Raw genomic sequence first — 25,937 nt, 5'->3', positions numbered from 1 at the left:
CGCTAGCGACTGCCCGGGTACGGCTTGTCGGTGCCGGGGCGACGGTACTGCTGGAACACCGCCACCTCCCAGGGCCGGATGGCCAGCATCATGCTCATGCCAAAACGCTGGTCCAGTGGCAGCCCCAGGTCCTCCTGGTGGCAGTGTCGGAAGTCCAGTGCCAGGCGGCGCAACTTCTGTTGCATCGTCTCATTGGAGCGGGGTGACAGCATGCCGTTGAGAAACAGCCGCAGCTCGCCGGGGCGATTGAACCGGCACTGGAAGAAGTCCGCCTGTACCTGGGATTCGAAGAACCGCTGGATGGGGCCGTTCTTCTGCCACTGGAAGTCGTGGGTGATCAGCGGCTTGATGCGGTTGCCTGGCAACAGCTCAATCAGCCCCATTCGGTCCAGCCGGGCCAGTCGGGTAATTACCTCGTGCTCGCTCAACCGGTAGTTGTCGAGAATCTGCTGGAACCGCCACCGGTTCAGCGCGCAAATGGCCACCAGCAGCATCGCCGTTTCCGACACCAGCTCCTGCTCCTGTTCGACCGTCAGCCGGTCGATCCGGGCTTCCGGTTCCAGTCGCCGGACCAGGTCGCTGATTTCCAACCCCAGCAGGTTGCAGACCTGGTCCAGCCGTTTCAGCGAGAACTGGCGTTCGGCAAACAGCCGCTTCACGCTGGCTTCTGACAGCGCAAGCTCCTCGGCCACATGCTGGTAGGTCAGGCCGTGTTCTTTCAGTGCCCGCTTCAGGGCGTCGACGATGGCACGGGTCTGGGCCATGAGTACTCTCTTAGATCGGTTTGCCAAGTCGCCAGCATACGGCAGAAGGTCTCATTATGTAACACCCGCTGGAGTGAGGAATGCGACCATTTGGCTTTCACTGGTGATACCGTCGGTACCGCGAGATAGTCGGCGCTGAAGCAACGACACGGGGCGGTCTCGGTGACGGCCCCATTGGTAGAGTGGGAGGCAAACGTGGATAACGAACTGAGCAGTAACTCAAACAGCTGGCTGTTTTTTGTGAAGGTGTCCTTTGCGGTGGCACTGCTGGCCACTGGCGTGGGCATTGTGTTCGCGCCGACCGACATGCTGGTGAAAGGCTACATGGCCATCTGTGCGCTGTTCCTGGTGAGTACCACCATTACCCTGTCCAAGACCCTGAGGGACGAGCATGAGAGTCGTCGTATCCATAACCGGATCTCGGAAGCGCGGGCGCAACAGTTGCTGAAAGAATATACGGAGTAATCACAATGATGATCTGGAGAAAGGTTGGCACGCTGTTTCGGGCCTCCGCCTGCGAGCCGGCGGAGAAACTGGTGGACGCCAATGCCCTGCGCATCATGGCCCAGGAAATCCGGGAAACCGAGCAGGCGATGGTCCTGGCGAAACGGGAACTGGCGGGGTTGATGGCCGAAGGCACGCAACTGGCACGGAGCAATACCGAACTGGGGGCGGCCGTGGCGGAACGGGAAGCCCAGGCCGGGGAGGCCTTGAGCAAGGGCGAGGAAGCCCTGGCGCTGGAACTGGCAGAGCGGATCGCCGATGACGAGAACCTGTTGCAGGAACAGAGGAAACACGCCGAATACCTGTCTGAACAGGAACAGCTCTTACGCCGTCGGCTTCGGGAGGCCGCCCGCAAGCTGCAGCATTACAAGCGGGAGATGAGCCTGGCCCGGGCCAACCAGAATGCCGAGAAGGTGATCGCCCACCTGGGCCGGCAGACTGCGGGGCTGAACGCGCACATGGGCGACCTGGCGGAATCGCTGGAGCGGATCAAGCACCGTCAAACCCGTTTCCGGGATGTGGACGAAGCCCTGAATACTCTGGACTGGGAAGACGGCGGAAGCGACCTGGAGCAGAAGCTGCAGCAGGCCGGAATCCGGACCGGGCAAAAGGATGCCCGGGCCGTTCTGGACCGGTTGCGACAGCGTTCCGGGGCTACTCCGAGACAGTGACGGTGATCTTGTCCGACACCACCGGCGGCGTATGGGGGACGTGCATGTGGTCCCCCAGCAGGAGCTGCAGGGTGTGCTCGCCCGGTGGCAGGTCCAGCATCACCTCGGTCTGGCCGCCGCCAAAGTGGCGGTGATGGTCATCGGAAGGGATGGGCTGGTCGCCGGGGGGCAGGTGGTCAACGTCGACGAGCAGGTGGTGGTGGCCGGTCTTTTCCCGCTCGACACCCGCGGGTGCAACGCCCATGCCGGAGAGCCCAAAGGTGACCGTGAACGGGGCGGATACGGTCGCGCCGTCCTGCGGCGAGAGGATTCGGGTTTCGGCGTCTTCCGGGGCAGGCGTCGCCTGTCCGGACAGTGGGACCGCAAGCAGTGCGGACAGGGTGACTGCAGCGAGCGATCGTGGCATGGCATATCTCCTTTGCCGGTTGGAGGCTCCCTAAGCATAGGCGAGTGTGCAGGTTCAGCAACCTGAACTAGGCTAACCATATCAACTTCTTGCCAGGCTGGAAGCACCATGAAACTGCAAGGATCCTGTCACTGCGGCGCGGTTCGATTCACGGTGGACTGCCCGCACCCCTATCCGTTTAACCTGTGCTATTGCTCGATCTGCCGAAAAACCGCCGGTGGCGGGGGCTACGCCATCAATCTCGGGGGGCGGTACGATTCGCTGAAGGTGGAAGGGTGGGACCACCTGTCGGTCTATCATGCCCGATTGGTCGATGAGCACAGGGGCGAAGTGAGCCGCAGCCCCGGCGAACGACATTTCTGCCGTCATTGTGGCAGTGCCCTCTGGCTCTGGGACCCGCGCTGGCCGGATCTGGTCCATCCCCATGCATCGGCCATTGATACCGAATTGCCCATCCCGCCGGAACATACCCACCTGATGGTGGGCTCCAAGGCCAGTTGGGTGCCGCTTCATGCCCAGCCTGGGGACAAGGTGTTTGACGAATACCCGGAGGAGTCGCTGGCACAGTGGCACCAGCGGCTGGGGCTGGAAGACCCACCCGAGCCTTCGGGCGGGTGAGTCGATCCGGTCAATACGGAGTGGTGCCTTAACTGCGGCTGGTAATTTCCAGCAGGTGGTAGCCGAACTGGGTTTTCACCGGTCCCAGCACCTTGTTCAGCTCACCGCTGAACACCACCTTGTCGAACTCCGGGACCATCTGGCCCGGGCCAAAGGCGCCCAGGTCGCCACCATTGCGACCGGAGGGGCAGTTGGAATGCTGCTTGGCGACTTCGGCAAAGTCCTCGCCGCCTTCAATGGCTTTCTTGAGTTCTTCACACTTGGCTTCGCTGTCTACCAGGATGTGGCGTGCGGTTGCTTGAGTCATATTCCTGTTCCTGTTGTGGGCGGATTGAATGGAGTCAGAGGGTGATGCTGCCTTGCCCGGCCCCCAGTGGCAAGTGTTTTGGCCGGCCGGGCCCGGAAAGGGGTCAGGAATCGGTAATGGGGTCGTTGGCGTTGTTGATTTGCATGCGGTTACGACCGGCACGTTTTGCCTCATACAAAGCGCGGTCCGCCTGGGACACTAACCGGTCAAAATAGCCGCCTTTCCAGGTCGCTGCACCTATCGAAACCGTCAGGCGTAACGAGTGCTGATTGATGCGAAAACGATGGTTGGCAACGCTGCGGAGAATTTTTTCGCCCAGTGCCGCCAGGTTTACGTGGTGTGACTCGGGCACAATGATCAGGAACTCCTCGCCTCCCCATCGTCCTACCTGATCCATGGAGCGGATCTGTGACGACAGGATCTGGGCGAACTGTTTCAGACAGGTATCGCCGGCGTCGTGGCCATGGTTGTCGTTGACCTGTTTGAAATGGTCGATATCCAGCAGCAGTATCGCGAAGGGATGCCCGGTGCGCTGGCTGCGCTCCTGCTCGCGAGTACCTGCGGCGTAGAGCTGGCGCCGGTTGGCGATACCGGTAAGATCGTCGGTCAAGGCCAGATCCCGTAGCTGTCTGTTGGCCTGACGCAGTTCGGTGGTCCGTTGCCGTACCCGTTCCTCGAGTTCTTCGGCCAGGGATTGCAGTTCCGACAGGGCGCTGGTCAGTTCACGGGTGTGGCGACGATTTTGCTGAACAAAAGCTGCAACGTAGATCAGCAGCACCGTGAACAGACCCGTAAACTCCTGGGTCAGTAGCGCGCTCTGATCCTGTTGTTGGCGGATAAACGGGCCCAGGTCAGCGGCTGTGGCGAACGCTGCATACAGCGCGACGCTGGCAGACAACAGGCTACCTGGCAGGGAGCCGAAGCGGATGGCAATCCAGACTGGCAGTACAATGGCCAGCAGCGGTGTGACGGCCAGGTAGTTTTGCGACTGGATTTCCACTGAGAAGATGGCAAAGCAGATAGCCAGGGTGCAGAGCCAGGCGGCTGTTATTTCCGCCTGGTTGGCGATCGTCAGTGCCATGTCCCGCCAGTGCCGCCGTATATGGAGCAGCATGTGGATCAACGGGGTGAGGACGATCAGGCCGGTGGCATCTCCCACCCACCACAAACGCCAAAACGTCAGAAACGGGGATTCCCGTTCCAGCACGAAACTGTAGATGGAGGCGCCGCCGACCGCGGCCATCGGAGACACCACAAAGAACACGACAACCAGAAACACCGTGACATCTCGCGGCACCCGCCAATCCATTTCCCCCTTGTTGTATCGGCTCAGTGCGTATCGAATCAGGCCGGCCGCAAGCAGGCACTCCGCCACGTTGACCAGTCCGAAGAGCAGCGCCTCGACCACCGTAAATGCCGGAACATCCGCGGCCACTTCCGCAATCAACGCCGCGGCCGCCAGGGCCGGCCAGTGACGGGAGTGGGTACTGAGCATCGCGGCAAGCAGTACAGCGTTGGGAGGCCACAGGATGACGATACCGCTGGACAGTGCCGCGAAGTGGACACCTACCCATGCCCCCAGGTAATAAAGAGAGCCCGTTACGATACAGAGGCAAGCGAGACGGTAAAGGTGCAAGGTAACGTCCTCGGGTTCGCTCCTTGCATATGGATAGCCTTTGCAGCAACGCGTCCGTAATGCTGAAGGTACGTCCGGATGTCGTTTGGGGGGCGGGATGTCAGTTGAATTAAGGCCCACGCCCCGCGCATTCACTAGTATGGTGGTATGGAGCAAACGAACGTCCACTTTCTGATCAGTGTAGTTCGAGGTTGCCCCACTGATATGGGAATTTTGATATCACCTTGATATAAGACAGTTTTGGTTCTGGGTAAACTATGACATGAGTCTTCGGGCCTATCGCGGGTTGCCGGTTCGCTGGCTGCGCTGGACCGTGCTGTGGGCGGTGCTGATGACAGACGGCTGCGCTTCCCTTCAGCAACGAAACCAACAAGCCAGGTTCAACGCTGCGTACCTTGTCGGTGACTATGCGGCCGCCGCCAATGCCATGGCACTGTCTGGACAGGATGTCGGAACGCCTGTACTGGAACTGCTGCATCAGGGCGGCGCTTATTGGCTGACGGGAGATTACCAGGGTGCCATTGCGGTGTTTGACCAGGCCGAGGCCGGCATGAAGCATCTGGACACGGAGGGTGTGGTGGCCGGCCTGGGGCAGGACCTGATGTCCCTGCTGGTGAACGAGTCGTCCCGGGACTACCGGGCGCTGATGTCCGAGGCCATTCTGGTCAACACCTTCAAGGCCCTGGCGTTCCTGGCGCAGGCAAACACCGACTACGCCAGGGTGGAGTTCAACCGGGCCGATGATCGCACCCGGCGGGCCGTGGATTTCTTTGCGGACGATATTCGCCGGCAGCGGGACTCCATCCGGGAGAGCGCTGCGGATGCCGGGGATGTGCGGCGCTCACTCAATAGCGACGACCTGCGCTCGGCGGTTGCGCAGAACTACGGTGACCCGTCCATATGGGGCGTGTACCCGGACTACATGGTGCCGGTCAGTACCTACCTCCATGGACTCTACTTCCTGGCCAACGGGACCGGGCCGACGGAACGCGAGCGGGCGCTCGACTCCTTGTCCCGGGTGGCGCAGATGATGCCGGACAACCCGGTACTGAAAACGGATGTGCGGCTGGCGGAACGTCAGGCTTCCGGGCAGTTACGTCGTCGGTCATTGCCGCCACAGGTCTGGGTGGTCTATGAGAACGGGCTGGGCCCGGTGCCGGAAGAAGTCCGGTTCGAAGTCCCGCTGTTTGTGTCCGGCGATCATGGCAGCCAGCTGATCATCACCGCCATTGCCCTGCCGCGATACCGCGATCGGCTGGCTCTGCCCGGAGCCCTGCAGCTGGAGGGGGACGCCGTGGTCATCGCCGAGCCACTGGCGGAAATGGGGCGGGTCATCCGCACCGAGATGCAGGCCCGCTTTCCGGGTATCCTGATGCGGGCCCTGGCCTCGGCGGTGGTCAAGGGCGTCATGCAACGGCAGGCGGCGGACTCAATGGGGGCACTCGGCCAGTTTGGGGCGATGCTCTATACTGTTTCCACAACCCAGGCGGACCTGCGCAGCTGGCAAACCCTGCCCGACCATTGGGCGGTGGCCCGCCTGGCACGGCCAGAGTCGGGCCAGTTGCGGGTGAGTGACACCCTGACGGGCCAGTTGGGTGAGATATCGTTGCCGAACTGGCCATTCACCCTGGTGTATGTGAAACGGCCGACGGCCCAGGCCCCGGCGACGGTCATTGTGCTGGACCTCCAAGGTCGGCATGCGGCCGTGAACTACCGGTTGCCGAATGCGGACGATCAGGCGGCGCTGGCGGAAGCTCAGGACGGCACGGCCGGTCCAGGTTCATCCCAAATGGAGTGAGGAATGTCCAGATTTTTTCATACCCTGATAACCGTGGCGCTCGCATGCCTGGTGATCGCTTGTGCACCGCTGCAACCGGAGCGCGAGTATGTGCAGCGAGATGACCTCAAGGTGGACCCGGAGGTGCGCCACAGCCTGTCCGTGACGGAGCTTCTGCAAAGCCGCCTGGAACAACCCGGCGGTGGTAGCCTGTTGCAGATCCAGTTCTCGGTGGAAGCGTTCGAGGATACCGACATGGAATGGGCCGTCACCTGGTTTGATGAGGCTGGGATGGTGGTTCCCGGCGTGGGGGAAGGCTATCGGGAGGTGCGAATTCTGCGCAACCAGGTTCGGTTCTTCATGGCGACCGCGCCCCATGAGCGCGTTGTCAGCTTTCAATTACATCTGCGGGAAGATCGCTGAGGAAAAGCATGATGAAAAAACTGGCTGTGGTCACCCTGACCACCGTGTTAGTGGCGGCCTGCGCCGCACCCACCCGCTATGTGGACCCGGCAGCGGACACCGGACCGGTGACCATGACCATGGACTACCGGGATTTCGAACGGGCGGCGGATGCCGCCGTGCAGGACCTGCTGGCCAGCGGAGCGGTGGATCACCCGGGTGGTGAGCGCTATGTGATGGTGGTGAGCCGCATTGTGAATGATACCATGCAGCGCATCGACACCGACCAACTGGTCAAGAAAATCCGGGTGGCCCTGCTGCGTTCCGGCAAAGTGGTGACCACCACCGCCGTGGGGCTTGACGGCGGGGAAGACGAGATGAATAAAGCCGCACGGGAGCTGCGGGATTCGGAAGAGTTTGACCAGTCCACCGTTCAACAGAAAGGCACCCTGCAGGCTCCCGACCTGAGCCTGTCCGGCAAGATCATCCAGCGTAATCACCAGGTGGAGGACGAGCAGCAGGTGGAGTACTACTTCCAGTTGAGCCTCACCGACCTTCGCCAGGGGTTGGCCATCTGGGAGAACGAGACGCCCATCATCAAACGTGGCCCGGACGACACTGTGGCCTGGTAAGCCGACCATTGCCAGCAAGGGAGAGCGGGTGTTCCTTCAGGACAGTTCCTCCTTGCGCGGCACCACCAGCCGGTCGGTGAATTGCTGGAGTTCTCGGTAGACCTGGTCGCGCTTCTTCTCATACCGGTGCGAGAAATGAAACGCCACCAGCTGGTTGACCTGGGCCTGATTGGCAATCCGGGCGCAGGCTTCGGTGGTCAGGTGATGGGTGCGGGTGGCCTGCTCCCGGTCGGCGCACAGGAACGACGATTCGCAGAACAGCGTGTGAGCCTCCTGGGCCAGCTGGCTGAGCCTGGCGACGTTATCGGGGCTGTCGCCGAAGTCGGTGGCGTAGGTCAGTTTTTCCCCCGGTTCGGTCAGCAACAACGCCTGGGACAGCTCATCCACCGTGGGGGCGCTGCCATCGTTCAGGGCAATGCGGTGCTGCCAGTCGCTGGCCAGATAGGCCTGTTTCAGATCCTGTAGCCAGGGGCCGGGGGCCAGCCCCAGTTCCTGCAGTTTGTCCTTGCGGACATTGATCTGGCAGCGGGGCTCGTAGGCATAGGCAAGGACCGGAATGCCGTGATCCAGTTCCGTGGCACGGACCTGGAAGCCGGGTTCCCGCAACACCACACCGTCCGCCACCGGTACCGTAGCGAGGGTGTCGATATCCCGGTTGCCGGCAGTCACCCGCCAGCGCTTTAAATGGTCGCCGTGCCATTCATGGACCTCGAAACAGGGGCCGCGATCCTCCACCCGATCCCACAGGATGCCGTTCATCATACCCGCCACCTGATTAAGCAGCCCCGGCGGGCCAAACACCCGGCAGGGCGGGAAGTGGCCAATGCGGCTGCGAACCAGCCAGATGAAACCACCAATGTGGTCCGCGTGGGCGTGGGTGAGGAACAGGTCCGAGACCTGGTGGGCCGCCCGCAACGGCATGCGTCCAGTGTCGCCGATATCGAACAGCAGGCTGCGGGCGTGGTGCACCATCCGGACCTGCAGCAGGGGGTCCCCCATCACACCATTGACCAGGGTGGCCACCACGTTGCCAACCCGAACCGCCACTTGTGGTTCCCGGGCCACGCTGGTGAGTGCGCCCAGTTCCACCCGAACTTCCACTGCCCCGCTGTTGTCTGGCACTTCCGGTGCGTTGCTGGGTTTGCCCTTGGGCAGACTGCGCAGCCGCCCGCCTCGGTTCACCGCATCCCGCACCAGCAGTTGATCGGGGTGGTCCGGTGGCTGGGCCAGTCGGAGGCGAAAGCCGGATGGCCCGGCGCTCACCACTTCCCCCAGGGTCTGCAGCTCGTTGTTCTTCAACAACGCCACCTGTCGGCCTTTCCAGGCATCGGGCCGGTTCAGTGGCGGGGGCGTGCCGGTCAGGTTGAGGGTGTTGGGGTCGAGGGGCACCGTGATCGAGTTCGCCAGGTATCCGTTCCACATCTGGCTACGCCGCTGGAGCCGATCGGAACGGGTAATCGGGCGGGCCTCGGCCGCCGGGGGCAGGCGTTCGATGCGAACCGGCAGGCTGCGCAGAGTTGATGCCACCGGCAGTGGCTCATTGTTCGGCACCAGGGCCAGCAACAGGTCCACGTTGGCCAGCTCGGCGAGGGCGGGGATCAGTTCCGCGGCGCCGGTGCCGCGGGTCAATCCGGGACTGTCGACGAACAGGGTGCCCGTGGGTGGCACTTTCTCCAGCAGCGACCGGGTCGCCATCAGTAACGGCAGGCGAAAGCGTCCCGCGTCCAGCGTGCACAGAGGCTGGCTGGCGAGGACATTCCAGCGAGTGCCTTCGAAGCGTCCCAGGGAAAGCGTTCCGGGAACGCCAATCCCCGGCAGGCCGGGATCGCAGTTCAGGCAAAGGCTGTCCCGCCCGCGCCGATTCAATTCGGTCATCAACGCGGCAATCAGGCTGGACTTGCCCGAGCCGGAATCGCCCAGCAACAGGATGCGCTGGCCATCCGGGCAGAACCGGTCCACCAGCTCCGCCGGATTTGCAGCAACTGAAGTACCCATCCAGGAGAACCTCATCAAACCGCACCTCCTATCACTATGCGCCTGATGATCGGAAAAACAAAATTCGTTCAGCGGGGGGAGATGGAGGGGCGTGACGCTGTCTGCTGGTGACAACTTAATGTGAGTCACAATTGGGGGGCGGAAAACTGGCACTTTACCGCCAGACTGTTTTAATAGGGCGCCATGAGTGACACATAGCAATAAATCGTGGGCATTTCCCGCCCAGTTTGGTGACAAGGACGTTGTATGAAGCCGTTTTGCCTGATTTTCCCTTTGGTCGCGTTGTTGAGCGCTTGTGGCTCGGGAGACTCATCCAGCTCTCCTGAACCTGAGACCTATACCATTGCCATCGCCGAATCCGGTGTCAGGGCACCAGTTCAGGTGGCAATCAACGGCGAGCAACCCCACAGGATGCAAGTCGGCCAGAGTATGGAATACACCTCCCATCAAGCCCCATCCAGTTGGGATTGGCAGGTCCGGAGTCTGTCCAGGCTTCAGGGATGTGCTCCAAGCGATATTTCACCGCGTCCGTTAACGATTGAAATCGTATGCCAGGACAGCCTCTGGTTTATTGGTGGTGGCAATCGTGCGGCTTACCAGGGGGATTTGGGCTGGTATGTCACCGACGGAACCAGAGCTGGAACCAGCAGGTTGGAGGATCCATCCTTGGCGCCGTACGGGCGAGATGTGTTCAGCGATGGCCTGCGGGTACTTGAAAAGAGTGACACTGAAGATCCTCTGACCAAGCGTTTTTGGGTGACGGATGGTAGCAACGAGGGGACTTACCCTGCGACGTGGTCCACTAACGAAATTCGGGCCGTGGCCAGCGTGTCTCAGACATTGTACCTGTTGCGGGTTAGCGACTCGCAAGGTAGTGGCATCCTGCGGTTGGTGGATGGGGAGGCTGCGCCTACTCAGTATCTTTCTCTACCGGAACTGGACGAAGGGCAGGTCTATAACGATTTGGTTGCAATCCGACACGGCCTGGTGGTTAAAGTCGGGTCCACGGCTGAGGAACGGCCCTGGCCGGCGAATCAAGCGGGCCGGTTCTTCGTGACCGATTTCGCTTCGCCTGGATCCTTGGCAGGTCCCTTCCCGCTTTTCGAGATGGGAACAACCGTATACGCTCAACGGGTGGAGACGGAAGCCGGGGCCTACCTCTCCTGGAGTGATGACGGAGCAGATGAACACGATCAGCATCTTGACGGGAACGTGATTGTTGTTGATGAGTCCGTCGGTTCCCCCAGGAGTGTGGGCTTGCCGCCGGTCAGTCCATCCAGTATGGAGCCTGCTGATTTCGAACCATTGGGTCTTGTAGACGGTCGCCTTGTCGCTTCTCAGAGCTATTATGTTGAAGGCGTCGCTGGTCGATGCGTTCTGCTCTTCGTGCTTCAGGACCAAGGATGGGAACAATTGCATGATTTCTGTGGCGGCACTGACCCTATGTATTGGCGAACGGTGCATCTGGAAGAGGGGATGCTGTACGGAATCTCCGAACGGTTGGAAACCGGTCTGCAGGTTTCGGTTGTGCGGGATGTAATGGAACCCGGATCTGTGGAGTCCGTGGCCGCAGGGCGATTGGAGGGACAGCCAGCGCGCGTCATTGCCGGCGGCAACCTGCTTTACGTTCAAACTTTGGACGACGTTTCTGGGGGAACCGACATGGCACCCTTCCAGAGTGTGCATCAGGCCAGAGTCTATAGGCTTGATAGCGTGTCTCTACGTCCTCTGCTTTTGGCAGAGGGGTTATCACCCAGCGTGTTTGGGACAACCGGCTTTGCTTTGTCACGCCCTTATACCATGCACGGAAATCTGCTGTTTGGTCTGGCGCAGGAGGAGTCAGGTTTCGAACCTTGGGTCACCGATGGGTCTGTATCTGGCACTCGGCTACTGAAAGATTTGTTACCCGGGCAAGGACATGGTCTGGATCCATTTCATATGGATCTACGCAGAGGCTACGTTATGTGGTTCGATTAGGTATTGAGGTCTTCAATACATGTTGCAGGGATAGTTATCCAGTAATCTACCAAATTAGTTCGCAGCGCCAGGCCCTGGCGAAGAGCCAAAGGAGTCGAATATGGGAAGTCTCCCTGTTCAGGTAGCGCATCGGGGCGCCGTATGCATCATTACCATCAACCGGCCGGATAAACGCAACGCGGTGGACCGTCCCACCGCCACCGCCCTGCGCGAGGCCTTCGAGACGTTCGAACAGGACCCTGCCCTGAGAGTGGCGGTGCTGACCGGTGCGGGAGGGAACTTCTGTGCCGGGGCGGATCTGTCCGCCATGGGGGATCCGGAGTTGCGCAATGACGTGGAGCCGGAGGGCATTGGGCCGGGGCCCATGGGGCCGACCCGGATGCTGCTGTCCAAGCCGGTGATTGCCGCCGTGTCCGGTTACGCCGTGGCTGGCGGGCTCGAGCTGGCCCTTTGGTGCGACTTGCGGGTGGTGGAGCACTCCGTGGTGTTCGGCGTGTTCTGCCGGCGCTGGGGGGTGCCGCTGATTGACGGTGGCACGGTGAGACTGCCCCGCCTGGTGGGCCAGGGGCGGGCGATGGATATGATCCTCACCGGCCGTCCGGTGTACGCGGACGAAGCATTGCAGATCGGACTGGCCAACCGGGTGGTACCTGACGGAGAGGGGCTGGTGTCTGCCCTGGCGTTGGCCGAAGAAATTGCCGGCTTTCCTCAGCAATGTCTACGTGCCGATCGCCTGTCTGCTTACGGTCAATGGGACATGCCGCTCCCGGATGCCTTGCGTCATGAAGGGGCGGAGGGCTACCCGGTGGTCTTCGAGGAGGCCATTCAGGGCGCCGCCCGCTTTGCCAAAGGGGCGGGGCGCCACGGTCGGTTCGATGAATAACCGGTGCCGGTCGCCCCGCACAGTTGAGTTACAACGATGTGCTCAGCCGCTGGCGAGCTCAGACGCCTGACTGGGGGTCTTTTTCCTGTCCATCCTGGCCACCAGGTCGTTCACCGCCCGCGCGAACTGCACCGGCGAATCCTCCTGCAGGAAATGACCTCCGGTCAGAGTCTGGTGGGGCTGCCCCTGGGCGCCGGGAACCCTGTCCTGCATGTAGCGGTCGCCGCCACGGGTAATGGGGTCGCCATTGCTGAACGTGGTCAGGAAGGGCTTCTGCCAGTTTTCCAGCACCTGCCATGCCTTGAGGTTGGCGTCCCGGCCCGGGTCGTCCGGGGTGACCGGAACCAGGCGGGGGAAGGCGCGGGCGCCGGCCTTATAGCGCTTGCCGGGAAACGGGGCGTCGTAGGCTCGCAGTTCGTCCGGCCCCAGCTTGCGAAAGGTGCCGGTGTTAATGATTCGGCCAATCGGAAACCAGGGACTGTAGAGGGCAAAATTCTTCCAGAGCTGGAATGCCGCCGGCACCTTCTGATCCCCCGTGGGGAGCATACCGTTACCCACCACGATGGCTCGAAACCGGTCCTCATTTTCAGCTGCCAGCCTGAGACCCAGCAGTGAGCCCCAATCCTGACAGACCAGGGTGATGTCGGTCAGCTCCAGTTGATCCAGTAATGCCTGCAGCCAGTCCATATGGGACTGGTAGCTGTAGTCTTCAATCCCGGTCGGTTTGTCGGATTTGCCGAAACCGATCAGATCCGGGGCGATCACCCGGTTTCCGGCAGCCGCGCAAATGGGAATCATGTGGCGGTACAGGTAGGACCAAGACGGTTCGCCATGGAGCATCAGGATAGGCGCCGCGCCCCTGGCCCCCTCATCCACGTAGTGCATCCGCATGCCATCCACCTCGGCGTAGTGGGGGGAAAACGGATAGTCCAGCAGTCCTTTGAAGCGATGTTCCGGGGTGCGCACAACGTCCATGGTCTCTACCTCTCTGTCGGGGGTGGGAACTGGTATAATCCTTCAACGTTAGCAGGATCTGCCGGAATTGCCTCCTGGTGTCGTCGTGACAGGCTCACTCAAGCCGCGACCGGGTGACGGGCAGCCCCCTGTGTCTCTTTGCCGAATCTTGAACCCGGAATCCCAACTTGAATCCTCAGACCTGTATCGATACGACCCGCCAGTGGGTTGAACGGGTGGTCATCGACCTCAATCTCTGCCCCTTCGCCAAGCGTGAATTGGTCAAGGAGCGAATTCGATTTGCCGTCTGCCATGCGGATTGCGAAGAGGCACTGGCCCTGAGCCTGCAAGAGGAAATACGCCATCTTGACCGCCACCCGGAAACAGAGACTACCCTGTTGATTCATCCGGACGTGTTGACCGATTTCCAGGATTACATCGAGTTCCTGGCGCTGGCAGAGGGTATGCTGGAGCATTTCGGGTATGAGGGAACCTATCAGCTCGCCAGTTTCCACCCGCACTATCAGTTTGATGGCACAGACCCGGACGACGTCGAGAACTACACCAACCGCAGCCCCTACCCAATGCTTCATCTGCTCCGAGAGGCGAGCCTGAGCCGCGCCATTGATCACTATCCGGAGCCGGAGGCCATCCCCGAGCGCAACATGGAGCGGGTGAGACAGCTTGGGCCGGCACACATGAGAGCCTTGCTGAGGTTCTGTCAGGGCAAATAACAACGGCGTACCGATGGGGGAAGTGTTGGACGATCGCTCGGTCTTTTAGCCGTCCCTCAAAATAGGTGATAGGTCGTTTTGTCTGTGCAAATGTTAACCAGTCGTCGTTTCTCGGTTCGCGTCTTTGTTTAAATTTGTTTTGCAGTTCTTATACAAATACAACAAAAGGGAACGACGATGAAACAGAGAACCAATCTAAACGGGCAAGCCCTGCCCAAGGCATTGACCTTCGCTCAGTATCTAATGACATCGATTCTGGCGATCGCGCTGACCGGGTGCGGTGGCGCCGGCGGTTTGCTCAGCAACCCGAGGGTATCGGACGCCGATAACGACCAGGTTATTACCATCGGCGACTCCATTTTTGCGCTCTCCGGTGAGCTCCAGGACTTTCTGGAGGAGCGAGCGGGCGAGAGCTTTCGGCGCTACACCCTGTCCGGGGCAGAGCTGACCGGTGGCGTTGTGGCCACCTCGATTGCGGATCAGTATGCCATTGCCCGCGCCGACAACCCGGCCATCGACACGGTGGTGATGGATGGCGGCGGCAATGACATCCTCATTCCGGCCATCCTGTTTGATCCCTACGATTGCAAGACCCAATGGTACGAATTCGGCCAGCTGAGCAGTCGCTGTAAGGCGCTGATTGATGACCTGTATGTGGAAGGGGTCAATCTGCTGAACGACATGCACGCCGATGGTGTGGATAACGTCATTTATCTTGGTTACTACTACACCAAGAACGGGCTTTTCCTGCTCGATAGCATGGAGGAGGCGGTGGACTACGGGGACATGGCGCTTGCCAATGCCTGCCATTACTCTGCGGTGAGCTGTCAATTTGTGGACCCGCGCAGTGCGATCAATGACAGTGACATCATTGCCGATGGCATTCATCCCAACACCAACGGCTCCAGAAAGCTCGCTGATCTCGTCTGGCCCCGGCTACAGCCGCTGCTGTGAAGATCGTCGGCCGGGTGGAAAGTGCGCCCGGCCGCCCTTTCCCAACAGATCGGAGCCTGAGTTATGACTGGAAAACTCCTGCCGGTACTACTGTTTCTGTGCGCACTGGTTGCGGTCTATGGCATTGGCGAGTTGGATGCAGTGCCTGCGACGGGTAACGCGACTGCTGACGCAGAGATCGCCCTCAACAGCGCTTTGGTCGGGCCGCAACACCCACTGGAACAGGTTGATGCGGAACGACAACGCCTGGTCCGCAAGCTGGCGGTTGAGCTGTTGGAAACGTATGGCGAAGACATTCACGACAGGGCGGCGCAGGCGCTTTTGCTGGGGTTTCGGGAGCGGCTAATGGCGGATCACCCCATGATGGGGCGGGGCCTGTTTGAACAGGCGATCATGCTGGCGTTTCCAGACCATGCCAATGACATATTTACCACCTTGGCGAAGCTGGCGGCTTACCAGGATTGGCTGGAAGACAACTACCTGGTGCTAAACGAGATGACCTATCTGGAGCGTGAGGGCGCCAAATGGAATAAGCGGTTGGCTCTGTTTGGTGCCGATGCCGAGCGTATCTGGGCCGAGGAGCGTCAGCTTTGGGCGAAAAATCAGCAAACCGTTCGGCGAACCATAGAAACCCTCGATCAGGCGAGCGAGTACACACTGGATGAGACCCTGTTTCAATTGCAGAGCCAGTTGAAAGAAACCTACGGAACCGGTCCGGAAGCTCTGGTCGTGAACAATGGCTTGATTGCCCAGGTCTACTTTGGTCTGGGCTCTGTTCAGGAAAAGCTGAGGCAATTGTCCGCAGACGATCGCCAACAACAGATCAATCGAATCCGCCGCCAACTCGGGTATTCCCCAGCGCAGGTCGAGCGGCTGGCCAATCGCGACCAGCGCCGCAATGAACGATGGCAAAGAGGGCTGGCCTACATGACCGAGCGCCAGAAACTGGTGGAGCAGCAGCCCCGCGACCCGTTGGAGCCTGCGCTACAGTCGTTGAGGGTGGACTACTTCGGTCATGAGGCTGAGACCATCGCCCGGGAAGAGCAGAACGGTTTCTTTCGCTACCGACGGCCTCGGCTCTATGGTCGCAACTGACTATCCCGGTGATGGCGACTGGCACGCCCCAGCGGCCAGTGACTGAACGCCAGCCATCAGAGTTCTGGCGCCAGTGCCCGTACCCGCAGCGCTTCGGTGCCACTGAACTCGCTGCTGATCAATTGCTCGATCGCCGCTCGCTGGGCTCCCGGGCTCATTTCTGACTGACGGATACGTTCCTGCTCCACAGCGAAGGCATCCAGTCGCTGTTGCCATTGGGCGCGCTGTTGATCCAACTCGGCAAGGTTGGCGGCCGCCTCGTCGCCGAGCGCCTGGGCCCGGACCTGATAGAGTTCCGCACCGCTGGCTCCCTGCTGCTGCATTTTCCGGGTTTGTTCGTACAGGTCGGCGTTCCGGGTCACCCGCTGGCGCAGCTGGCGGACTTCGTCCGGCAGCGAATGTTCCAGCGCAGTCAGCGCCTGGGCGCGTTCCGGCTCGCTGAGGGCCGGGTTTTGCTGCACGCTGAGGTAGTCGAGCATGTACTGGTCCTGTACCTGGTCGAGAGCAAAGAACACCTCCGTTTCCTCGGCGCTGAAATGGGTGGCGCGCAACGCCTGCAACTGTTGGTGACGACTGCGCAGTGCTTCCAGGTTGAACCCGTCGGACGTCCTGACCGCCGCCGATGCCGATTCCAGATCGTCCAGCCCCAGGCGATAGTCCACGTAACGGGTCAGCAGGTTCCGTGCCTCGGCCAGGGCCCTGGGGCTGTCGGCCAGCTGTCCGGTCAACGCCTGTTCGATGCGATGCAGCACCCGTTCCAGGGGCTCATCGGTCAGGCCGGACAGGAAGAAATCGAACAGCCGGCGAAGGTCTGGCGTTGGTATCAAGGCCCCCTTGGCGTTGACCTGCAGTTGGAGGTCGGGGTGCGCATTGGCCAGGTGGGACGGAAGTGGCGGGAGAGTCTCGGCAGTGCTGGAGGTAATGGGAAGCGGCATCGGGCCGGTAACGGCCAACGCCGGTGTGGGGCCAGTGGCTGGTGCGGACACCGGGCCTGAAATCTCCGGCGTTTGTGGCGTTCCCGGAACCAACAGGTAGCCTGTTGCTACTGCCGCGGTGATGGTCAGAATCAGGATAAAGAGAGTCTGTTTTCGCATGGTCAGCACCTAGCTCGCCCGGCACGAACGGCCGGGCAGCGTGATCAGCGGATCAGAGACCTGCCCGCTTCAGGCGGTTGGCGTGGTTACGGAACAGGCTTTCCGGGCTGATTTCGAACAGCGATACCAGGCCCAGAAGATGGTTGTTCACGTCGATGTGGTTCATGGTGTAGTTGTCCTTGATCACCCGGCCGAAGTGGCTGGAACAACGACCGGTAACGCCGTCGTTCGGCTCGTCAAAGGCCAGACCGGTGATGGCGAACATCGGGTCGGACAGGTCGACGCCGGTGGTCACTGTAGCGGTTCCACTCCAGGAATAAAGCGCAATGTCGTGGCCGGCAATGGTGACCTGGCTGGCACCCTCGCCACAGGCAGAGGTTGGAACGCCGGCAGGAAACTGCTGGTTGAAGGCGGCAGCGCCAGGCTTGTTGAACTCTGACAGCATGGCGTAGATATCGGCGTCATCATGCTGATTGCCTGAAAGCAGGTTGACCAGGTCACCAACGGCGTTGGCGAAGGTTTCGAACGCGACGCCTTGCAGGGTGCCTTCCGGTGCCACGCCGGTGACAATGTCGGCCAGTGGAGAACCCTTGTGGGGGGTGTGCATGGTGGTCACGGAGGCGACCAGGTCCGGCCGCACGTTCATCACATAGCGGGACGTCACACCACCCTGGCTGTGGCCAACCAGGTTGAACTTGCTGATTTGGCCGTTGGAGGCGGCGCGGATCTCGTCCAGCTGTTCGATCAGCCGTTCTCCGCGCATGGCAGAGCTGTCGAAGGCGTTGATCTTGGGAACAAAAACGGTAGCGCCTTCGGACTCCAGGGCGGCGGGAATGCGATACCAGTAATCAACACCGGCGATGGTGTCGAAAGCAAAGATGCCCGGCACCAGCACGATGGGATGCCGGGTTTTGGCGTCGTCGTTGCTGAACCAGGCGCTGAATAGACCTGCGTGCGCAGAAGCGGTGGTGCCCAGGCCGAGGATGACGGCCAGGGCGAGGATCAGTTTTTTCATGTTTTCCCTTCCTGTTTATTGTTGTTACTGCATGAGTGATTACTGCAGGATGGATACAGCCGGGTGCGGGAAGCCCGATACCATCATGAGGAGCACCATAGCGGTGCAAAATGACGTTGGGCTTGTAAGAACTGATGAAGTTCTGCCGACTTCGGGGAAAACGCGGTTCCGGTCACGAATTGAACGAGCCGTTGCGGAATTGATCAGGGATTGGCATAGAATGCTCAAAGACCCAACAATAACAATCGGCAGTTTCCATGGGCGCCCGGTCTTCCTGATGCTGTTTGTTTCTTGCCGGGGCGGTCTGGTTCTGCCGGGGAATAACCAGTGCCAGATCAATCTTCTCCCAATCTTCTGTATCTATGGCCAAGGCGGACGCTGCATATTGGCCAACTGCTCGAACCGGTTCAGTTCAGTCAGGCGGCAGCGTCACTGACCGTGACCCTTGAAGGGGAGTTCAGTTTCCGAACTTCGGGCATGGCGACGCCAAGGTGGTGCCGGAGCCTGCTCCTTCCCCCGGGTGATTCGGTCACCGTGGACACCGGTGAGGCCATGATCGGCATCTGTTACCTGGATGCCCTGGGACAGGATTACGCCTGGTTGCACGGGCAGATGACGGATGTGGGGGAGGGAGCCGCCATCGACGTTCCCCGGGAAACTGAATTCCGTTCATTGTTCCGGGCTCTGCACCAGGCCCCCCAACCGTCTGACGCGGCCTATGCCGCCCTGGAACGCATCATTAACCCGCGTCAGAGTCCCTACCCCGAGGTGGATACGAGGGTGGCGAAAGTAGTGGCGCTGATCCGCGAGTCTGTTGAGGTTAACCGGTCCGTGGAAGAGTTGGCGCAGGCGGTCAACCTGTCCGTGCCCAGGTTGATCCAGCTCTTCCGTCATCAGGTAGGTGTGCCCATTCGACGTTACCGGCAGTGGCATCGGCTTTTTATAACCACCCTTGGCGTCGCTCAGGGCAAATCGTTGACGCAGGCGGCCGTAGACGCCGGATTTACGGACTCGGCCCATTTTTCCCATACCTTCCGATCCACCCTGGGGCTCAAACCCTCCGACGTGCTCACGGTTCTGGGCCGCACGCAGCTGATCGCTCCGACCCAGGCCGTCAGCGGTTCGGAGCAATCGGTGTCGTTCAGGCGTGAACCGTAGAGACGCCAGGTGACAAGCGCGCTGTCAGCAAGGCGGGTTGTCTTGGACCCGTCGGGCCTCCCCGTTCAGTAATTGGTCCAGAGGGCAGGGTGGGTGAATGGCGTGCCCCTGGAGGTAATCTATCCCCAATTTCCGCAACGCACTGGCAACTTGCTCCGATTCGACGAAGCTGCAGATGGTCTTGATGCCCATGGAATGACAGATATCATGAATGGCCCGGACCGTGGCCAGTTCGGTGTCGTCCTGGAGCAATTCCTTCATGTAGGCCCCGTCAATCTTCAGTTTGTCCACCGGTAGCCCACGCATGTAGCTGAACGACGTCAGGCTGCTGCCAAAATTGTCGAGGACGAAGTGACACCCAAGGCCGCTGAGCTGGTTCATGAAACTTTGGACGTCCACCAGGTGATGGACTGTGGTTTCCTCCGTGATCTCAAAGCACAGTTTGTTGCCGGGAAATTCGCGCTGCTGAAGCAGGCTGGCCACATAGGCCGCAAAATCCGGCTGATCGAAGGAACGGCTGGCCAGGTTGATGTGGCAGGCGGCTAGCTGCTCCAGGTGCTGCGGGGCTGCCGTTAATCGGTCCAGTACTGTCCTGATCACCCAGCGATCCAGTTCGTGCATGACGCCAAAGCGCTCCGCGGCCGGTAGAAAGTCGGCCGCCGTGACGACTCGGCCGTCATCGTCTGCCATCCGAATCAGGATTTCATAACGCAGTTCGCCACTGCCCGGTGTCGTCGGTGCCAGCTGTTGTGCGTTGAGAAGCAGACGGTTGCCGTCGAGCAGTTCATCGATGTTGTTCAGCCAGCTGTGGTGACGACGTTCATGCCACTCAGCAGGTAGCTCCTGGCTGGACAGGCACACCCGGTTGCGGCCCTGGTCCTTGGCGGTGTAGCAGGCAATGTCGGCGGCTTTCAACAAGGCACTGATATCCGGGGCATGCTTGTCAACCCGGACGATACCGATGCTGCAACCGATGTGGTGGCGCCGGTCCCCCCAGACAAAGGTCAGCTGTTCCGCTGTGGTTCGAAGTTTCTCGGCAATGGCGGCGGCAGTCTGCAGGTCGCAGTTCTCCAGAATGATACCGAATTCATCACCGCCGAGTCGGGCAAGAATATCCCCTTCCCGAATGCAGCCCCTGATAGTCTGGGATACCAGGCGTAGCAACTGATCACCGGCGCCATGGCCGGAAGTGTCGTTAACCTGTTTGAAACCGTCCAAATCGACAAAACAGAGGGCGTGGGCGGTTTCGTCATTCCTCGCCCGGCCCAGGGTGCTGGCCAGACGGTGCTCGAACGCCCGTCGGTTCAGCAGGTCGGTCAGCGGGTCGTGGGTGGCCTGATGGCTGAGTTCCCTGGAAAGACGGTGGGACTCCGAAATGTCCTCCAGCATCACAATGAAGTAGGGGTTGCGGTCGCTGGCGTCGTGAATAACCGACACCGTAAGCCGCGCCCACATGATATCGCCATTGCTCTTGACCAGGCGCTGCTCTCGGGTGTGGCTCGCCATGCCCCCGGCAACCAGGCTTTCCTGGACGTTGGCGGGCGGCTCCCAATCTTCCGGATGAACCAGGTTCTGGAACCGGATGGCCCGGAACTGCGACTTGTCGTAGCCCAGGATATGACAGCACGCGTCGTTGGCATCCAGCACGGTACCCCGATGATCCAACTGAAGGATACCCATCACCGACTGCTCGAAAATGGTACGGAACTTCTGTTCGGTGCCACGCAGGATTACCACCAGCCGGTTTGACAGTAGCCAGGCACCAAGCGCGACGAGTGCCAGAAAAATCAGACTGACCACCGACAACAGGGCTGTGGCGTTACGGGCCGCCCGCCCCAGCGCAAGGCGGAACTCCAGCGCGACCACTTCCAGGTTGGCGGCCAGCCGGGCAATGTCCTGTCGGGCCTGTTGGAGCACGGCCGGCGACGGCGGCGGATTGACCCAGGCCTGCTCAAGTCGGTTCGCGACCTCTGACAATGTTAGGATGTCCCGGTCTGACCGTTCCCATTCCTCGATCGCCCGATTGAAATCCGGGTACTCGGAAAAGTAGCGGTAGAGCCAGATCAACCGGCCAATGTCGTCTGGATGAATGTTGGCGCGAATCAGCGCCGAGCGGGTAGTCCTGAGATCGGGGGCTGGCCCGTCGAGTTCGAGACGGGCGCGGAGAATGCTAAGAGGAATGTCGAGCCATTTTCTGGCCAGCCTGAGGTCATCCGGATCGCCGGACTCGGCGTAGTCGTCCAGGTAGTTGACCGAGGCCAGTTGTGCCCGGGACCAAATGCCGTTGCCCGCCACGCAGGCCGCCACCGCCGCTTGGAGCTGGACGACCGCGACGGTGAAGATGACCGCGGCCAGAACCAACGCCATCAATCCGGTGACCAGGGAAACGATCTTCCACTGTTTTTTTGAACTGACTGAAAGTTCGAGCATTGATGCTGGGGTCCCGGCAGCGTCGTCCACCTTATCACCCATTTTAGCAGGCGGGTGCAGGGAGGTAGATCTTGGCCGAGATCGAGTACCAGCAGGCCGGAGCGGATTGGCCGATGGATTTTGCAAGAGTTTAAATTGCGCCCATGGTGTTTTCAGGGGGAATATCAACAATGAGTGTAAGCTGGAGCCTGAACGCCTGTTGGGGAAATGGCCAACGGGGCGGTGTGGTCTGTGTGCCGGGGTCGGCGGGCGCGGTGTTGTCAAACGGGAGAACGAGAAAATGGCCAAATTGAACTGGCTTCTGCTGTCGGGCGTACTGAGCCTGTTCACCTGGCAGGTGACCGGCGCGATGCCGAACAGCCAGTCGGATGGAGATGATGCCATCCCGACCAAGCTGACCGCGGCCCTGGCGGAGGCCGATTATCCGCCCTTCTATTTTGTCGATGATGGCCGCTTGCAGGGCATTTCCATTGAGGTGCTGGAACGGATAGCGGAACGTCTCAATCTGGAGGTTTCCTATCGTCGCTTGTCCTGGCCGCGGGTACTGCAGTCCTTGCAGGACGGTCAGGTGGATATGGTGACCACCTTTTCCAACACCGCAGAGCGGGCCCCGTCGGTGGTTTACGCGGGGGTACCCCATGCTGTTGAGAATAACCACCTGTTTAGCCGCGCAGGCGACGATATCTCATTTCATGGCCAGCTGGAGGATCTGGCGGCCTACCGCATCGGGGCGATCAGGGGCTATACCTATGGTGAGGCCTTTGATTCGGCGGATTACCTGCTCAAGGAAAGTGTGCTGGATGAGCCTACCCTGGTACGCATGGTCATGGGCGGACGGTTCGATGTGGCCGTGGGCAACCCGTTTGCCATCCGTCGTGCCGCTGGTGAGGAACAACGTGCAGCTGCGCTCCAGTTTATGGACCCACCCGTGAATCGGAGCCCGATCTACATGGCGTTCAGTCGCCGTAATCCGGCGGCCCTGGAGCTCGCCGCCCGGTTTACCACGACCCTGGTGGAATTCAAACAGACCCCCGCCTACCGGCAGTTGCTGGACAAGTACGGGCTCACCGTGTCTGAAATGGGGGAATAGCGGGTTAGCCCGCGGGCTTGGCTGCCAGGACCTTCTCCAGTTTTTCGTGCAGCTTGGCCCCTCGTTTGAGGAGTTGTTGGAGGGTCTTCTCGTCCCGGCGATGGGTGTACAGATCCACATAGGTCTGGGCGACCTCGTTCATCACCGGATGTTCTTGTTTGAACTGCTCATCTCTCATGACCTTTCTCCACTGCTGAATAGAAGCAATTGGCCTGGGAAGCATTCGTTAGGCTCCCTAACTACTTATCCTACGCCGGGCCCGGAGGGCTGGGAAATAACTTTTCGGCAGAACAAACAAAAGCCAGGATAGCAAAACGCATATCCTGGCTTTTTGAGATCGGCAGTGAAATCCGGAATCAGGCTGTGAGACCGGTCTTCTTGCGCCAGCGCTGGAGCAGGAAGTTGGTGTCGTGATCCCAGGGATGGAAGCTGGGCTTGAAGTAGTCCAGGTATTCCGGAATGATCGCGCTGAACATGCCGTGGCGGCCCCAAAGCGTGTTCAGGCCCTTCACCCAGGATTTGATATTGCCCAGTTGCTTGTCTTCGCGCATCAGTTCGACGATGAAGGCGTGAATGGCGACCATGATCAGGGTAGTTGCCAGGACCATGATGCCCATCCGCAGGGCGTAGCTTGCGATGTCCTTGCCGTAGATCTTCTCGAAGGTGTCGAAGGCAACCGCCTTGTGCTCGTTTTCCTCGACGCAGTGCCAGGCCCACAGGTTACGCATGGACGGATCGATCAGTTCCACCATGTCTTCCCGCTTCAACAGCTGGGCGGACAGGATACCGGTGAAGTGTTCCAGGGCCACCGTGACTGCCAGATGTGTCTTGTCGTTCTTGAAGATCGGCAGGTCGGCCACCGACAGGAACTTGCGGGTCCAGCCTTCCAGCTTCGGGATGTCGAAGCCTTCCTTGATGGCACCGGCGTTGAAGTTACCATGTTCCTTGGCGTGCATGGCCTCCTGACCAATAAACGCACCGATGTCTTTCTGCAGTTGCGGATCTTCAATTTTCTCACGAACGGCGCGCACACTGGCCACGAAGAACCGCTCGCCATCCGGGAACAGCGCGGACAGGGCGTTGAACACGTGGGTCATGAACGGATCGTTAGCCACCCAGTGACGAGGAACTTCATCAAACTCGAAATCCTGGCGACGAACCGGAAAAGACGATTTTACTGCAGACATAAGTGACCTCGGTTGAATTGTTGTCCTTGGAACCACGATACGAAAAGCAAGAAAGGAATGGTCGTTCATTTAAGGACAGAAGCTTTGCATCTGGCCTTAAATGAACGGGGATAGGGGCATTCGGGCAAATGTCGGGCTTGGCGGGAAGTCTTTCAGCCAGCGGAAGTGGGTGAAAACTCCAGATAACCGTCGTCAATCGGGTCGTTGAGCAACATGCTGCGGTCTTTTCCATAGTCGTTGAGTACCCGCCAGGGTAACCTGGCGCCCTGGCGCGGCAGGATACCGCTGGCCCGACGGATATAGCCGGAGCTGAGGCTGTCCATCACACTGCGCTCAGTGGCCGAGCCTTCCCTGTCCCGGGGCACGAACTCCTGCAGATTATTGAGCTGCATATGGTTGAGCAGTCGACACAAGTAGTTGGCGGCCAGGTCTGCCTTAAGGGTCCAGGAGGCGTTGGTGTAGCCGAAGATCCAGCCTAGATTGGGGAGCCCCTCCACCAGGACGCCTTTATAGGTCAGGCGCTCGCTCAAATCACAGGGGTGTCCGTCAAGGCTCACGGCCATGCCGCCCATCAGTTCGATCTGCAGGCCAGTGGCAGTGATCACGATGTCTGCCGGTAGGTCCTTGCCGGATTTCAGGCGGACACCTGTCTCGGTAAAGGTATCGATCTCATCCGTTTCAATGGAGGCCTGACCGGCTCTCAATACCTTGAACAGGTTGCCGTCCGGTACCGGGCAGATACGTTGGTCCCAGGGATTGTAGCGCGGGGTGAAGTGCCTCGGTTCAAAGTCCTTGCCCAGCTGCTTTCGCGCGTGCCTCAGCAGCAGCCTGCGAGTCGCGGACGGAAACCGTCGGGCTCCTTTGTAGATGGCAAGCTGGAGCAGAATGTTGCGTTGCCGGGCCAGCTGATATACCCATTTCTCCGGCAACACCTTGAGTAAGGCCGCGGAGACTGCATCATAGGATGGCAAGGCGAATACATAGGAGGGCGATCGTTGCAGCAGGGTGATACGAGCGGTGTCTGCTGCCATTGCCGGAACCAGGGTCATGGCGGTTGCACCGCTGCCGATCACCACCACCTGCTTACCCCGGTAATCCAGGCCCTCCGGCCACTGCTGCGGGTGAATGCAGCGTCCCTGGAATCGTTCAATGCCCGGAAAGTCCGGTAGGTAGCCTGCGCTGTAGCGGTAGTAGCCGGTACACACGACCAGGTAGTTGCAGGTATAGGTCCGCTCATCACCGGATTGGCTGTGATAACCCGTGACAGCCCAGTGCTGGTGCTCGCTGCGCCAGTTCGTTGTCCTGGCCTCAACACCGAAGCGGATTCTCTCTTCGATGCCGAAAGCCCTGGCGGTGTCGATGATGTAGTGCTTAATGGAGGGGCCGTCTGCCAGCACTTTCAGCTCGTTCCAGGGCCGGAATTCGTAGCCGAAACTGAACATGTCGGAGTCTGAACGGATACCCGGATAGCGGAACAGGTCCCAGGTTCCCCCTATGGCCTGGCGACGCTCCAGTAACGCAAAGTTCAGGTCCGGGCACTGGCGGGTGAGATGACAGGCCATCCCGATGCCGGATAATCCGGCGCCGAGAATCAGGACATCGTAGTGCTCATGCATGGTGCCAGTACCTCCGGCCGAACGCTGTGGCTATCGGT

At 60.3% G+C, this 25,937-nt stretch carries 25 protein-coding genes; 13 read left to right on the top strand and 12 right to left on the bottom strand.

What is annotated here, in order from left to right; translation table 11 throughout:
* Nucleotides 1–2: 2 nt before the first annotated feature.
* Complete coding sequence (locus R3175_RS08595; RefSeq protein WP_318943771.1) at nucleotides 3–764, bottom strand: helix-turn-helix transcriptional regulator; 762 nt, start codon at nucleotides 762–764, stop codon at nucleotides 3–5.
* 195 nt (nucleotides 765–959) lie between these two features.
* Between R3175_RS08595 and R3175_RS08590 the strand changes: the two genes are divergently transcribed.
* Both R3175_RS08590 and R3175_RS08585 read left to right on the top strand, forming a co-directional pair.
* On the top strand, nucleotides 960–1,229 hold the full coding sequence (locus R3175_RS08590; RefSeq protein ID WP_318943770.1) for a YiaA/YiaB family inner membrane protein: 270 nt from the start codon (nucleotides 960–962) through the stop codon (nucleotides 1,227–1,229).
* A 5-nt stretch (nucleotides 1,230–1,234) separates the two neighbouring features.
* Nucleotides 1,235–1,939: a PspA/IM30 family protein gene (locus tag R3175_RS08585; protein ID WP_318943768.1), complete on the top strand. Its 705-nt coding sequence runs from the start codon at nucleotides 1,235–1,237 to the stop codon at nucleotides 1,937–1,939.
* Here R3175_RS08585 and R3175_RS08580 read toward each other — a convergent pair.
* A complete protein-coding gene (locus R3175_RS08580) occupies nucleotides 1,923–2,345 on the bottom strand; it encodes a DUF4399 domain-containing protein (protein WP_318943766.1) in 423 nt (140 codons plus the stop codon). The two genes, R3175_RS08585 and R3175_RS08580, sit on opposite strands and share 17 nt — an antisense overlap.
* Before the next feature lie 108 nt (nucleotides 2,346–2,453).
* Here R3175_RS08580 and R3175_RS08575 point away from each other — a divergent pair, with 108 nt between their 5' ends.
* Nucleotides 2,454–2,963 (top strand): GFA family protein, encoded by a 510-nt coding sequence (locus R3175_RS08575; protein ID WP_318943764.1) that lies wholly within the window; start codon nucleotides 2,454–2,456, stop codon nucleotides 2,961–2,963.
* 28 nt (nucleotides 2,964–2,991) lie between these two features.
* Here the strand turns inward: R3175_RS08575 and R3175_RS18110 are convergent, their stop codons facing one another.
* Nucleotides 2,992–3,270, bottom strand: coding sequence for a peptidylprolyl isomerase (locus R3175_RS18110; RefSeq protein ID WP_413231748.1), 279 nt, complete (start codon nucleotides 3,268–3,270; stop codon nucleotides 2,992–2,994).
* Between the two features lie 103 nt (nucleotides 3,271–3,373).
* Nucleotides 3,374–4,906, bottom strand: a complete 1,533-nt coding sequence (locus R3175_RS08565; RefSeq protein ID WP_318943760.1) for a diguanylate cyclase — start codon at nucleotides 4,904–4,906, stop codon at nucleotides 3,374–3,376.
* A gap of 262 nt (nucleotides 4,907–5,168) precedes the next feature.
* On the opposite strand from R3175_RS08565, the gene R3175_RS08560 reads away from it, so the two are divergent.
* Genes R3175_RS08560 through lpoB form a run of 3 tightly spaced genes read left to right on the top strand, consistent with a single transcriptional unit; the run spans nucleotide 5,169 to nucleotide 7,717 of the window.
* The gene (locus tag R3175_RS08560; RefSeq protein WP_318943758.1) at nucleotides 5,169–6,704 is read left to right on the top strand and encodes a hypothetical protein; all 1,536 of its coding nucleotides are present in this window, start codon (nucleotides 5,169–5,171) and stop codon (nucleotides 6,702–6,704) included.
* Between the two features lie 3 nt (nucleotides 6,705–6,707).
* Nucleotides 6,708–7,106 (top strand): DUF1425 domain-containing protein, encoded by a 399-nt coding sequence (locus R3175_RS08555; RefSeq protein ID WP_318943756.1) that lies wholly within the window; start codon nucleotides 6,708–6,710, stop codon nucleotides 7,104–7,106.
* Between the two features lie 11 nt (nucleotides 7,107–7,117).
* On the top strand, nucleotides 7,118–7,717 hold the full coding sequence (lpoB, locus tag R3175_RS08550) for a penicillin-binding protein activator LpoB (protein ID WP_318943755.1): 600 nt from the start codon (nucleotides 7,118–7,120) through the stop codon (nucleotides 7,715–7,717).
* Between the two features lie 36 nt (nucleotides 7,718–7,753).
* On the opposite strand, the gene R3175_RS08545 is transcribed toward lpoB, so the two are convergent.
* Nucleotides 7,754–9,712, bottom strand: coding sequence for a Clp1/GlmU family protein (locus tag R3175_RS08545; RefSeq protein WP_318943753.1), 1,959 nt, complete (start codon nucleotides 9,710–9,712; stop codon nucleotides 7,754–7,756).
* A 246-nt stretch (nucleotides 9,713–9,958) separates the two neighbouring features.
* On the opposite strand from R3175_RS08545, the gene R3175_RS08540 reads away from it, so the two are divergent.
* On the top strand, nucleotides 9,959–11,689 hold the full coding sequence (locus R3175_RS08540; RefSeq protein WP_318943751.1) for a hypothetical protein: 1,731 nt from the start codon (nucleotides 9,959–9,961) through the stop codon (nucleotides 11,687–11,689).
* A gap of 100 nt (nucleotides 11,690–11,789) precedes the next feature.
* The gene (locus R3175_RS08535) at nucleotides 11,790–12,572 is read left to right on the top strand and encodes a crotonase/enoyl-CoA hydratase family protein (protein WP_318943749.1); all 783 of its coding nucleotides are present in this window, start codon (nucleotides 11,790–11,792) and stop codon (nucleotides 12,570–12,572) included.
* Between the two features lie 42 nt (nucleotides 12,573–12,614).
* On the opposite strand, the gene R3175_RS08530 is transcribed toward R3175_RS08535, so the two are convergent.
* Nucleotides 12,615–13,547, bottom strand: coding sequence for a haloalkane dehalogenase (locus tag R3175_RS08530; protein WP_318943748.1), 933 nt, complete (start codon nucleotides 13,545–13,547; stop codon nucleotides 12,615–12,617).
* Between the two features lie 167 nt (nucleotides 13,548–13,714).
* On the opposite strand from R3175_RS08530, the gene R3175_RS08525 reads away from it, so the two are divergent.
* The 3 genes from R3175_RS08525 (at nucleotide 13,715) to R3175_RS08515 (ending at nucleotide 16,309) form a co-directional block, all read left to right on the top strand.
* Complete coding sequence (locus tag R3175_RS08525; protein ID WP_318943746.1) at nucleotides 13,715–14,260, top strand: DUF1415 domain-containing protein; 546 nt, start codon at nucleotides 13,715–13,717, stop codon at nucleotides 14,258–14,260.
* A gap of 177 nt (nucleotides 14,261–14,437) precedes the next feature.
* Nucleotides 14,438–15,214, top strand: coding sequence for an SGNH/GDSL hydrolase family protein (locus R3175_RS08520; protein WP_318943745.1), 777 nt, complete (start codon nucleotides 14,438–14,440; stop codon nucleotides 15,212–15,214).
* A 63-nt stretch (nucleotides 15,215–15,277) separates the two neighbouring features.
* A complete protein-coding gene (locus R3175_RS08515; protein ID WP_318943744.1) occupies nucleotides 15,278–16,309 on the top strand; it encodes a hypothetical protein in 1,032 nt (343 codons plus the stop codon).
* 56 nt (nucleotides 16,310–16,365) lie between these two features.
* Here R3175_RS08515 and R3175_RS08510 read toward each other — a convergent pair whose 3' ends face one another.
* Both R3175_RS08510 and R3175_RS08505 read right to left on the bottom strand, forming a co-directional pair.
* Nucleotides 16,366–17,403 (bottom strand): lipase secretion chaperone, encoded by a 1,038-nt coding sequence (locus R3175_RS08510; protein WP_318943743.1) that lies wholly within the window; start codon nucleotides 17,401–17,403, stop codon nucleotides 16,366–16,368.
* 52 nt (nucleotides 17,404–17,455) lie between these two features.
* A complete protein-coding gene (locus tag R3175_RS08505) occupies nucleotides 17,456–18,418 on the bottom strand; it encodes a triacylglycerol lipase (protein ID WP_318943742.1) in 963 nt (320 codons plus the stop codon).
* Nucleotides 18,419–18,745: 327 nt separating this feature from the next.
* Between R3175_RS08505 and R3175_RS08500 the strand changes: the two genes are divergently transcribed.
* Nucleotides 18,746–19,576 (top strand): helix-turn-helix domain-containing protein, encoded by an 831-nt coding sequence (locus R3175_RS08500; RefSeq protein ID WP_318943741.1) that lies wholly within the window; start codon nucleotides 18,746–18,748, stop codon nucleotides 19,574–19,576.
* Between the two features lie 24 nt (nucleotides 19,577–19,600).
* Here the strand turns inward: R3175_RS08500 and R3175_RS08495 are convergent, their stop codons facing one another.
* A complete protein-coding gene (locus R3175_RS08495) occupies nucleotides 19,601–22,006 on the bottom strand; it encodes a putative bifunctional diguanylate cyclase/phosphodiesterase (RefSeq protein WP_318943740.1) in 2,406 nt (801 codons plus the stop codon).
* Nucleotides 22,007–22,286: 280 nt separating this feature from the next.
* Between R3175_RS08495 and R3175_RS08490 the strand changes: the two genes are divergently transcribed.
* Entirely contained in the window at nucleotides 22,287–23,096 is an 810-nt protein-coding gene (locus R3175_RS08490; RefSeq protein ID WP_318943738.1) for a transporter substrate-binding domain-containing protein, read from the top strand.
* Between the two features lie 4 nt (nucleotides 23,097–23,100).
* Here R3175_RS08490 and R3175_RS08485 read toward each other — a convergent pair whose 3' ends face one another.
* The 3 genes from R3175_RS08485 to R3175_RS08475 form a co-directional block, all read right to left on the bottom strand.
* Nucleotides 23,101–23,274 carry a hypothetical protein gene (locus tag R3175_RS08485; protein WP_318943736.1) on the bottom strand — a complete coding sequence of 58 codons (174 nt, stop codon included), beginning with the start codon at nucleotides 23,272–23,274 and terminating at the stop codon, nucleotides 23,101–23,103.
* A 178-nt stretch (nucleotides 23,275–23,452) separates the two neighbouring features.
* Nucleotides 23,453–24,283, bottom strand: a complete 831-nt coding sequence (locus R3175_RS08480) for a metal-dependent hydrolase (protein ID WP_318943734.1) — start codon at nucleotides 24,281–24,283, stop codon at nucleotides 23,453–23,455.
* Between the two features lie 152 nt (nucleotides 24,284–24,435).
* Entirely contained in the window at nucleotides 24,436–25,899 is a 1,464-nt protein-coding gene (locus tag R3175_RS08475; RefSeq protein ID WP_318943733.1) for an NAD(P)/FAD-dependent oxidoreductase, read from the bottom strand.
* Nucleotides 25,900–25,937 lie beyond the last annotated feature (38 nt).

The sequence above is a fragment of the Marinobacter sp. genome (genome assembly GCF_033722735.1).
Classification (GTDB): Bacteria; Pseudomonadota; Gammaproteobacteria; order Pseudomonadales; family Oleiphilaceae; genus Marinobacter.
Note: the sequence above shows the minus strand (reverse complement) of the source record. Positions and strands in the feature narration are given on the sequence as shown.

What these genes read in the sequence shown, in the direction of transcription:
- R3175_RS08475 (WP_318943733.1), bottom strand. Translation starts at nt 25,899, where the DNA reads ATGCATGAGCACTACGATGTCCTGATTCTCGGCGCCGGATTATCCGGC.
- R3175_RS08485 (WP_318943736.1), bottom strand. Translation starts at nt 23,274, where the DNA reads ATGAGAGATGAGCAGTTCAAACAAGAACATCCGGTGATGAACGAGGTC.
- R3175_RS08535 (WP_318943749.1), top strand. Translation starts at nt 11,790, where the DNA reads ATGGGAAGTCTCCCTGTTCAGGTAGCGCATCGGGGCGCCGTATGCATC.
- R3175_RS08490 (WP_318943738.1), top strand. Translation starts at nt 22,287, where the DNA reads ATGGCCAAATTGAACTGGCTTCTGCTGTCGGGCGTACTGAGCCTGTTC.
- R3175_RS08510 (WP_318943743.1), bottom strand. Translation starts at nt 17,403, where the DNA reads ATGCGAAAACAGACTCTCTTTATCCTGATTCTGACCATCACCGCGGCA.
- R3175_RS08585 (WP_318943768.1), top strand. Translation starts at nt 1,235, where the DNA reads ATGATGATCTGGAGAAAGGTTGGCACGCTGTTTCGGGCCTCCGCCTGC.
- R3175_RS08495 (WP_318943740.1), bottom strand. Translation starts at nt 22,006, where the DNA reads ATGCTCGAACTTTCAGTCAGTTCAAAAAAACAGTGGAAGATCGTTTCC.
- R3175_RS08580 (WP_318943766.1), bottom strand. Translation starts at nt 2,345, where the DNA reads ATGCCACGATCGCTCGCTGCAGTCACCCTGTCCGCACTGCTTGCGGTC.
- R3175_RS08530 (WP_318943748.1), bottom strand. Translation starts at nt 13,547, where the DNA reads ATGGACGTTGTGCGCACCCCGGAACATCGCTTCAAAGGACTGCTGGAC.
- R3175_RS08515 (WP_318943744.1), top strand. Translation starts at nt 15,278, where the DNA reads ATGACTGGAAAACTCCTGCCGGTACTACTGTTTCTGTGCGCACTGGTT.
- R3175_RS08575 (WP_318943764.1), top strand. Translation starts at nt 2,454, where the DNA reads ATGAAACTGCAAGGATCCTGTCACTGCGGCGCGGTTCGATTCACGGTG.
- R3175_RS08595 (WP_318943771.1), bottom strand. Translation starts at nt 764, where the DNA reads ATGGCCCAGACCCGTGCCATCGTCGACGCCCTGAAGCGGGCACTGAAA.
- R3175_RS08555 (WP_318943756.1), top strand. Translation starts at nt 6,708, where the DNA reads ATGTCCAGATTTTTTCATACCCTGATAACCGTGGCGCTCGCATGCCTG.
- R3175_RS08505 (WP_318943742.1), bottom strand. Translation starts at nt 18,418, where the DNA reads ATGAAAAAACTGATCCTCGCCCTGGCCGTCATCCTCGGCCTGGGCACC.
- R3175_RS08480 (WP_318943734.1), bottom strand. Translation starts at nt 24,283, where the DNA reads ATGTCTGCAGTAAAATCGTCTTTTCCGGTTCGTCGCCAGGATTTCGAG.
- R3175_RS08560 (WP_318943758.1), top strand. Translation starts at nt 5,169, where the DNA reads ATGAGTCTTCGGGCCTATCGCGGGTTGCCGGTTCGCTGGCTGCGCTGG.
- R3175_RS18110 (WP_413231748.1), bottom strand. Translation starts at nt 3,270, where the DNA reads ATGACTCAAGCAACCGCACGCCACATCCTGGTAGACAGCGAAGCCAAG.
- R3175_RS08545 (WP_318943753.1), bottom strand. Translation starts at nt 9,712, where the DNA reads ATGGGTACTTCAGTTGCTGCAAATCCGGCGGAGCTGGTGGACCGGTTC.
- R3175_RS08540 (WP_318943751.1), top strand. Translation starts at nt 9,959, where the DNA reads ATGAAGCCGTTTTGCCTGATTTTCCCTTTGGTCGCGTTGTTGAGCGCT.
- R3175_RS08520 (WP_318943745.1), top strand. Translation starts at nt 14,438, where the DNA reads ATGAAACAGAGAACCAATCTAAACGGGCAAGCCCTGCCCAAGGCATTG.
- lpoB (WP_318943755.1), top strand. Translation starts at nt 7,118, where the DNA reads ATGAAAAAACTGGCTGTGGTCACCCTGACCACCGTGTTAGTGGCGGCC.